Annotated in this window: 7 protein-coding genes; 3 read left to right on the forward strand and 4 right to left on the reverse strand. The window is 72.6% G+C overall.

The annotated features are described in order from the left end of the window. Window positions 1-4 precede the first annotated feature (4 nt). From ACFWYW_RS54905 to ACFWYW_RS54915, 3 genes are read left to right on the forward strand one after another with little or no spacing between them, the layout of a single operon-like run. Complete coding sequence (locus ACFWYW_RS54905; protein ID WP_379618250.1) at window positions 5-778, forward strand: CoA transferase subunit A; 774 nt, start codon at window positions 5-7, stop codon at window positions 776-778. Next, window positions 765-1481: a CoA-transferase subunit beta gene (locus ACFWYW_RS54910; protein ID WP_379618009.1), complete on the forward strand. Its 717-nt coding sequence runs from the start codon at window positions 765-767 to the stop codon at window positions 1479-1481. Before ACFWYW_RS54905 ends, ACFWYW_RS54910 begins: the two co-directional genes overlap by 14 nt. Then, window positions 1478-2506, forward strand: coding sequence for an NAD(P)H-dependent flavin oxidoreductase (locus ACFWYW_RS54915; protein WP_379618007.1), 1029 nt, complete (start codon window positions 1478-1480; stop codon window positions 2504-2506). Before ACFWYW_RS54910 ends, ACFWYW_RS54915 begins: the two co-directional genes overlap by 4 nt. Here ACFWYW_RS54915 and ACFWYW_RS54920 read toward each other — a convergent pair. Genes ACFWYW_RS54920 through ACFWYW_RS54935 form a run of 4 tightly spaced genes read right to left on the reverse strand, consistent with a single transcriptional unit; the run spans window position 2493 to window position 7194 of the window. Then, window positions 2493-3164 carry a pentapeptide repeat-containing protein gene (locus ACFWYW_RS54920; RefSeq protein WP_379618005.1) on the reverse strand — a complete coding sequence of 224 codons (672 nt, stop codon included), beginning with the start codon at window positions 3162-3164 and terminating at the stop codon, window positions 2493-2495. The two genes, ACFWYW_RS54915 and ACFWYW_RS54920, sit on opposite strands and share 14 nt — an antisense overlap. A gap of 4 nt (window positions 3165-3168) precedes the next feature. Further along, window positions 3169-4683, reverse strand: a complete 1515-nt coding sequence (locus ACFWYW_RS54925; protein WP_379618003.1) for a glycoside hydrolase family 3 protein — start codon at window positions 4681-4683, stop codon at window positions 3169-3171. A 45-nt stretch (window positions 4684-4728) separates the two neighbouring features. Further along, entirely contained in the window at window positions 4729-6027 is a 1299-nt protein-coding gene (locus ACFWYW_RS54930; RefSeq protein WP_379618001.1) for an alkaline phosphatase D family protein, read from the reverse strand. Between the two features lie 15 nt (window positions 6028-6042). Beyond that, the gene (locus ACFWYW_RS54935) at window positions 6043-7194 is read right to left on the reverse strand and encodes an acetyl-CoA C-acetyltransferase (RefSeq protein ID WP_379617999.1); all 1152 of its coding nucleotides are present in this window, start codon (window positions 7192-7194) and stop codon (window positions 6043-6045) included. Window positions 7195-7824 lie beyond the last annotated feature (630 nt).

Here is a 7824-nt window from a genome sequence, read left to right on the forward strand (position 1 = left end):
GGTCATGACGATCGAGCGGGTCGTCGCCGAACTGGAGAGCGGGATGACGATCGGCGTCGGCGGCTGGGGCTCGCGCCGCAAGCCCATGGCGCTCATCGGCGGCATCCTGCGCTCACCCCTGAAAGACCTCACGATCATCTCGTACGGCGGCGCCGACGTCGGCCTCCTGTGCGCGGCCGGCAAGGTACGCAGGGTCGTCGCCCCGTTCGTCACCCTCGACTCGATCCCGCTGGAACCCCACTTCCGCCGGGCCAGGCAGGAGGGAACGGTCGCGTTCACCGAGTACGACGAGGGCATGTTCATGTTCGGCCTGCTGGCGGCTGCGCACCGGCTGCCGTTCCTGCCGACGCGGGCGGGTCTCGGGTCGGACGTGATGCGGGTGAACCCTGAGCTGCGGACGGTCCGCTCGCCGTACACGGAAGAAGAGCTCGTCGCGGTGCCCGCGCTGGAGATGGACGCGGCGCTGATCCACCTCAACCGGGCCGACACGCGCGGCAACGCGCAGTACCTGGGCCCGGACCCCTACTTCGACGACCTCTACGCGAAGGCGGCGAAGAAGACCTACGTCTCGTGCGAGCGCGTCGTGGACACCGCGGACCTGCTCAAGGCGGGACCGGTGCAGTCGTTGCTGGTCAGCCGGTCGATGGTGGCGGGGGTGGTGGAGGCGCCCGGCGGCGCCTGGTTCACCAGCTGCGAGCCCGACTACGGCAGGGACGAGGCGCGTCAGCGGCGCTACACGAAGACCGATTGGCGGGAGTTCCTCGATGAGCACAGCTGATGTGTGCGTAGTGGCCTGCGCGGAGGCGTTCAGGGGGGACGGGGAGATTCTCGCGGCGGGGATCGGGGGCGCGGTCACGGTGCTGGCTGCGCGGCTGGCCAGGTCGGTGTTCGCGCCGGACCTGATCACCCACGACGGCGTCTGCCTGCTGACCGGTGACATCCCGGCTCTGGGCGCGGCGCCCCGGGTGGTGGAGGGGTGGCTGCCGTTCCGCGAGCACCTGTGGCTGGTCCTGAACGGCCGGCGGCACGTCATGCTCGGCGCCTCCCAGATCGACCGGCACGGCAACACGAACATCTCGGCCATCGGCGACTGGGCGCGGCCGAAGGCGCAGCTGCTGGGCGTGCGCGGCGCTCCGGGCAACACGCGCTGCGATCCGACCAGCTACTGGATCCCCCGGCACACCCCGCGGGTCTTCGTGGAGAAGGTGGACGTGGTCAGCGGGCTGGGCACGGACCGGGGCGCGTACGACCTGCGCCGCGTGGTGACGAACCTCGCCGTTCTGGACTTCGGCGGGCCGGACGGGACGATGCGGCTGGTGTCCACGCATCCCGGGGTGAGCGTGGCGGAGGTGGTCGCGGCCACCGGGTTCGCGCTGGACGTGCCCGATGAGGTGCCGCAGACCCGGCCGCCGACCGAGGAGGAGTCCGCGGTGCTGGCCGCCCTCGATCCCGACGGGCTGCGGGAGAAGGAACTCGCGTGAGGACGGCGCTGACCGACCTGGTCGGGTGCCGCCATCCGATCGTGCAGACCGGGATGGGGTACGTGGCCGGCGCCCGGCTGGCCGCGGCCACGTCGGCGGCCGGTGGGCTCGGGATCATCGCCGCCGCCACGATGTCGGTCGGGCAGATGACCGAGGCGATCAGGAGTGTCAAGGAGCGTACCGGGGCGCCGTTCGGGGTGAACATCCGCGCCGACGCCGACGACGCCGCGGAGCGGGCCGAGGTGATGATCAGAGAGGGCGTCCGGGTGGCCTCGTTCGCGCTGGCGCCCAAGCGGGAGCTGATCGCCCGGCTCAAGGACGCGGGCGTGGTCACGATGCCGTCCGTGGGCGCCCGGCGGCACGCGGAGAAGGTGGCGGCGTGGGGCGCGGACGCGATGATCGTCCAGGGTGGCGAGGGCGGCGGCCACACCGGACCGCTGGCGACCACGCTGCTGCTCCCCCAGGTGGTCGACGCGGTGGACGTCCCGGTGGTCGCCGCGGGCGGCTTCTTCGACGGGCGCGGCCTGGTCGCCGCCCTGGCGTACGGCGCGTGCGGCATCGCGATGGGAACCAGGTTCCTGCTGACCAAGGACTCCCCCGTGCCCGACGCGGTCAAGCAGGTCTACCTGTCGGCCGCCGAAACCCTCGTCACCACGAACGTGGACGGGGTGCCGCACCGGGTGCTGCGCACGCCGTTCGTGGACTCGCTGCAGCGCACCCGGCTGCTCAGGGCCGTGCTCAACGGCGCCCGCTTCAAGAAGGTCTCCGGCCTGTCCTGGTCCGGGCTGCTGCGCGAGGGCCGGCGCATGAAGCACGGGCGCGAGCTCACCTGGGCTCAGGTGCTCCAGGCGGCCAACACTCCGATGCTGCTGAAGGCCGCCATGGTCGACGGCCGCGCCGACCTCGGCGTGATGGCCGCCGGCCAGGTGGTCGGCGTCATCGGCGACCTGCCCACGTGCGCGGAGCTGATCGAGCGGGTCATGGCCGAGGCCGAGACGACGCTGCGCGGGCTCACACCACGCTGAGGCCGCGGGCCAGCAGGATCGCGGCCGCCTGGGTCTGGTTGATGGTGGCGCCGGCGAACGCGCGCAGCTTGGCGTCGTCCGGCTCGCCGAGGTCGGCGCCGCGCAGGTCGGCGCCGGTGAACACGGCCCTGAGCACCTTCGTGCCGATCAGGCGGCAGTCGCTGAAGACGGCGTCGGTGAAGTCGCAGCCCGACAGGTCAGCCTCGTCGAAGCGCACGCCCTCCAGGAACTGGCCGCGCAGCGAGCAGCCGCCCAGGTTGGCCATCATCAGGTTGCACCTGCTGACCTTGAAGCCGGTGCCGCGCGAGGCGGTCAGCGAGGTGCCGATCATGCGGCAGCCGCTGAACGCGGCGTCGGTCATCAGCGCGCCGCCGAACCTGGCCGACGACAGGTCGACGTCCGTGAAGACCGCGTCGAGCAGGTCCGCGTCGGTGAACACCGCGCCCAGCCCGCCCCCGCCGGTGAACACGGCGCCGTCGAGGTCGGCCTTGCGGAAGTCGGCGCCGTCCAGGACGCAGGACTCGAAGCGGGCGCCGCCCAGCGAGGCGCCCCAGAAGTCGGCACCGGTCAGGTCGCACTCGCGGAAGACGTGCGTCTCCTCCGCGGCGAGGCGTTCGGTCAGGGCTTGCCGGGAAAGGTCCTCGCCGTCGAAGTTCACGACGTCATAGGGTACCGGTGATCGCTTCGGCGGCGGCCTGGCCGCAGACGCGGGCGGAGCCGTACGTGGCGATGTGGACGGAACCCAGGTCGGTGCGGGCGGGCAGGCCCATCTCGACCACCACCGCGTCGGGACGGGCGCTGAGCAGGTGGCGCAGCGCCTCGCCCTGCCAGTCGTAGCGATGCGCGTCGCGCACCACGATCACCAGCGGGCGGTCCTCGGCGTCCTGCAGCAGGCTTTCCAGGGCGGCGCCGGTGGCCTCGCCGGCGGCCAGGCGGGTCACCGCGGTGCCGGGCAGCATCCTGGTCAACGGCTCGCCGACGCCCCACGGGGTGCCCTTGTCGATGGCCAGGTTCATCTCCGGCGACAGCTCGATGACCTGGGCGGGCCGCTTGATCGGCAGCGTGGGCGCGGCCGACCTGCGGGTGATGCGCAGAGCCCGGCGGGCGGCGTCCAGGCCGATGCGCTCGCCGGAGCCGTTGACGCGGCCGGAACCGGCGACCGGCCCGCCGGACAGGGTCCTGGCGCGGGCGGCGACGGTCCAGTCGGCCAGTTCCGTCACCCGGCGGGCGGCGTCGGCCAGGCGCTCCTCGGGCAGCAGCCCGTCGGACACGGCCGCGGCGATGGCGTCGCGCACCGAGATCGCGGTGGCCTCGTCGGCGTGCTCGCCGCCGACGCAGATGGCGTCGGCTCCGGCCGCGATGGCGCGGGCCGAGGCGCCGCCGATGCCGTACGCGCCGGAGACCGCGGCCATCTCGATGCCGTCGGTCACGATCATGCCTTCGAAGCCCAGCTCGTTCCTGAGCAGCCCGGTCAGCACCTTCTGGCTCAGCGTGGCGGGGGCGTTGGGGTCGTGGGAGGGGACGAGCAGGTGGCCGGTCATGACCGCGCGCACCCCCTCGTCGATCGCCGCGGCGAAGGGGGCGAGCGCCTCCTCGATCTCGCCGCCCACGACGGGGACGCCGTGGTGGGAGTCGACGGAGGTGTCCCCGTGGCCGGGGAAGTGCTTGGCGCAGGCGGCCACGCCGGCCGACTGCAGGCCGCGGACGAAGGCTCTGGTGTGGCGGGAGACGAGATCGGAGTCGGCGCCGAAGGCGCGCAGGCCGATGACGGGGTTGTCGGGGTTGGAGTTGACGTCGGAGGAGGGGGCGAAGTCGACGGTCACGCCGGCGGCGGCAAGATCGCAGCCGAGGTCGCGGGCGAGCGCCTCGGTGAGCTCGGGGTCGTCCACCACGCCGACCGCGTAGTTGCCCGGCCGGCTGCTGCCGGTGGCGACCTCCAGCCGGGTCACCTCGCCCGACTCCTCGTCGGTGCCGACCAGGACGGCGGGGTTCTCGGCGCGCAGGGCGGCGGTCAGTTCGGCCACCTGGGGGACGCTCGCGATGTTCCGGGAGAAAAGCACGACGCCGGCCAGTCCGTCACCGAGCCTGCGCAGCAGCCAGTCGGGGGGCGTCGTGCCTTCGAAACCGGGCAGGAGGACGGCGTCAGCCAGGCGCAGGAGGTCACGGCTCAAGGGCATGACCCGAAATCTAATAGGAAAGTTTCCTATTTGCTAGAGGCATTTTCAGACGTCAACACGGATGATCCGAAGACCGTCCGTGATGAATTCGGCGACAGTACGGACTCCTGAGGCTTCCAGCCCCTTGTGGGACACACGAAATCCGGTCGCGCCGGCCGTACCGGAGAGGTATCCGCGGTGTCCGTCGAAGTGCCGGATGTGCGGGTTTGCGGCCAGAACGGCTTCCGCGTCGGTCTCGGGCGGCCGGCTGGAGACGGCCGAGCAGACGAACTCGGCGCCGACCGAGGGCGAGGAAGGATCAAGAAAGTCGGCTTTGAGATCGCACGCCCAGTGGTTGTGAACGTCGCCACTCAGCACCACCAGGCCGCCCGCCGCGGCCAGGATGCGGGCGCGCTCGGCAGGATGGCCGTCCCAGCTGTCCAGGCGCAGGTTCGGCGCGGGGCCGGGAACGAAGCGACGGGCGAAGAAGAGCGGCTGCACCAGCACCTTCCAGCGGACCGGGGTCGTGGTCAGGCGCGACAGCAGCCACTGCTCCTGCGCGGCGCCGAGCATCGTGGAGGCGTCGCGGTACTGGCGCACGTCCAGCAGCATGAAGTCGGCCACCCGGCCGTAGGTGCGCCGCCGGTACATCTGCAGCGCGCCCGCCTCGGGACGGACACGTAAGGGCAGGTGCTCGTAGTACGCCTGGTAGGCGGCGGCCCGGCGGCGCAGGAAGGCGGCGGAACCGTCACCCCTGCCCCGGTAGTTGTCGAGCACCTCGTGGTCGTCCCAGGTCGTGACCCAGGGGGCGGCGGCGTGGGCGGCCCGCAGATCGGGGTCGGACTTGTAGCGGGCGTAGCGGGCACGGTAGTCGGCCAGCGTGACCGCCTCACCCGGCCGGTCCAGGCGCCGTACCGGGTCGGCGGCCTGCCGGCTCTCGTAGATGTAGTCGCCCACGTGGAAGACCACGTCGGGGCGCTCGTCCGCCAGGTGTCTCAGGGCGGTGTAGCGGCCGTGCTCGTAGCGCTGGCAGTTGGCCACGGCGAAGCGTACGAGATCGGATGAGGCGGGGTCGGCGGCCGTCTTCGTGCGTCCCACGGCGCTGAGGTCGGCGCCCGCGCGGAACCGGTAGAAGTACTCCGTGCCCGGCCGCAGGGCCGCCACCCGCACGTGCACGCTGTGCGCCCACTCGGGCAGCGCCCGCGCCGTGCCCTGCTGCACGATCTTGGTGAACCGTTCGTCCGCGGCGAGCTGCCACCTGACCTCGACCGCCCGGCCGGGCACTCCGGTCAGCCGGGTCCACAGGATGACGCCGTCCGGCAGTGGCTCCCCCGATGCCACGCCCAAGGTGAAGGGGTTGGCCATGCGTTCAATGGTGACTCACAACCGCTCCACGATGGTGACGTTCGCCTGACCTCCCCCCTCGCACATCGTCTGCAGCCCCCAGCGCCCGCCGGTGCGCTCCAGCTCGTGCAGCAGCTTCGTCATCAGCACCGCGCCGGTCGCGCCGAGCGGGTGGCCCAGGGCGATCGCGCCGCCGTTGGGGTTCACGACCGCCGGATCGGCGCCGCTCTCCTTGATCCACGCCAGCGCCACGGAGGCGAACGCCTCGTTGATCTCGATCACGTCGAAGTCGCCGATGCACATGCCCGTCCTGCCGAGCGCGTGCGCGGTCGCGGGGATGGGCGCCGACAACATCTCGATCGGGTCGCCGCCGCGCGCCGACAGATGATGCACGCGGGCGCGCGGGGTAAGCCCATGCTCCTGTACGGCTCGCGCCGACGCCACCAGCAGCGCGGCGGCGCCGTCGGAGATCTGGGAGGCCAGGGCTGCGGTCAGCCGTCCGCCGTCGAGCAGCGTCTTCAGCCCGGCCATCTTGGCGGCGGTGGTGTCGCGGCGCGGTCCCTCGTCCACGGCGGCGCCCTCGTAGGGAACGATCTCGCGGGCGAAGTGGCCGGCGTCGATGGCGTGGATCGCGCGGTGGTGGGAGGTGAGGGCGAACGCTTCCATGTCTTCCCTCGCCACCTCCCACTTTTTCGCGATTTGCTCGGCGCCGTGGAACTGGGAGACCTCTTGCGTGCCGTACCGCTGGGACCAGCCTTTGGAGCCGCTGAACGGGGTCTCGTGACCGAGCTCGCGGCCGGCCAGCATCGCTTGGGAGATGGGGACCATGCTCATGTTCTGCACGCCGCCGGCCACGACGAGGTCGCTGGTGCCCGACATGACGGCCTGGGCGGCGAAGTGCAGGGCCTGCTGGGAGGACCCGCACTGCCGGTCGACGGTGACCCCCGGAACCTCCTCGGGCAACCCGGCGGCCAGCCAGCAGGTACGGGCGATGTCCCCCGCCTGCGGCCCCACGGTGTCCACACACCCGAACACCACGTCCTCCACGGCCGCCGGGTCTATGCCGGTGCGCTGGACCAGCTCCTTGAGCACGTGCGCGCCCAGGTCGGCGGGGTGGGCGGCGGCCAGACCGCCATTCCTGCGCCCGACCGGGGTCCTGACCGCACCGACGATGTACGCCTCGTTCATGCCCACTATCCTAGCAAGCGCTTGGTCGTCGACCCAGTCCTTCCGGCCCACCACAAGGGACCAACCCCACAAGCCCAACCCCCACGGGCGAGCCACCGCGGGCCCAACCCTCACGGGCGAGCCCCACATGCCCAGCCCCACGCGCGAGCCCCACGCGCGAGCCCCACGCGCGAGCCCCACGCGCGAGCCCCACGCGGCCTGCGCCCCACAGGCCCAGCCCCGCAGGCCGACCCCCGCACTGGGCGTCCCTCGGGGAACCCTTCCGAGCGACCCCCGATCCGGGCAACCCGATCCGGAGACCCCGGTAGGCCTCCCGGGTCGCAACCCGGAGGGGCGTGCCGACCGCGAGGTGAGTGCGCCCAGGAGTGCGGTGGGCACATCCGGAGGCGGGCGCAGGCGGGGGGCGGGCGCGGGCGGGGGGCGGACACACCCGGAGGTAGTCGCACCCGGAGGTGGTCGCGCCGAACGTAGGCGCCCGGAGGCGGGCGCAGACGGGGGGCGAGCACGCCCGGGGGCCGGTGCGCCCGGGGGTGGGCGATCCGGGGGTGGGCGATCCGGGAGTGGGCGATCCGGGAGTGGGCGATCCGGGGGTGGGCGATCCGGGGGTGGGCGATCCGGGGGTGGGCGATC

The organism is Nonomuraea sp. NPDC059023 (genome assembly GCF_042740095.1).
Classification (GTDB): Bacteria; Actinomycetota; Actinomycetes; order Streptosporangiales; family Streptosporangiaceae; genus Nonomuraea.

Coding starts and splice junctions, on each gene's coding strand:
- ACFWYW_RS54905 (WP_379618250.1), top strand. CDS start 5: ATGACGATCGAGCGGGTCGTCGCCGAACTGGAGAGCGGGATGACGATC.
- ACFWYW_RS54910 (WP_379618009.1), top strand. CDS start 765: ATGAGCACAGCTGATGTGTGCGTAGTGGCCTGCGCGGAGGCGTTCAGG.
- ACFWYW_RS54925 (WP_379618003.1), bottom strand. CDS start 4,683: ATGCCCTTGAGCCGTGACCTCCTGCGCCTGGCTGACGCCGTCCTCCTG.
- ACFWYW_RS54930 (WP_379618001.1), bottom strand. CDS start 6,027: ATGGCCAACCCCTTCACCTTGGGCGTGGCATCGGGGGAGCCACTGCCG.
- ACFWYW_RS54935 (WP_379617999.1), bottom strand. CDS start 7,194: ATGAACGAGGCGTACATCGTCGGTGCGGTCAGGACCCCGGTCGGGCGC.